This window comes from Massilia frigida (assembly GCF_011682175.1).
Lineage (GTDB): Bacteria > Pseudomonadota > Gammaproteobacteria > Burkholderiales > Burkholderiaceae_D > Telluria_A > Telluria_A frigida.
The window spans coordinates 1-287 of sequence record NZ_WHJG01000220.1 but is presented as its reverse complement, the minus strand read 5'-3'; the positions used below and the strand labels follow the sequence as shown (position 1 = coordinate 287).

General features: G+C 63.4%; 1 protein-coding gene. It reads left to right on the top strand.

The genetic code is table 11. From position 1 onward, the window contains the following. Window positions 1-33 precede the first annotated feature (33 nt). Window positions 34-287: TraC family protein (locus tag F2P44_RS34760; RefSeq protein WP_223165165.1), on the top strand; the 254-nt coding region annotated here is incomplete at its 3' end.

The window sequence follows — 287 nt, the reverse complement described above, 5'->3', positions numbered from 1 at the left end:
ATGTCGGGCGGTTCGAGGATCATCGACAAGATGATGAGCGCTGCGCTGTTGCGCAATGCGCCATCGGCCGACCCGGCCGATGACGGCGACAAGCGGAGCGACAATATCTACCGGGTCATGTCCCGCCGGCGCACCGAGTTCTACCTGCGCGGCACGCGTAAGCGCCTGGTGCCGCACATGCCGTTCCTGATCCGCGACTTTCGCATCGTATTGACGGTGGCGATTCCATGCGATCCGCGCGACGTAAAGGTCAGTGATGCGCTCGTCCGCCAGCGCGACGGGATTCA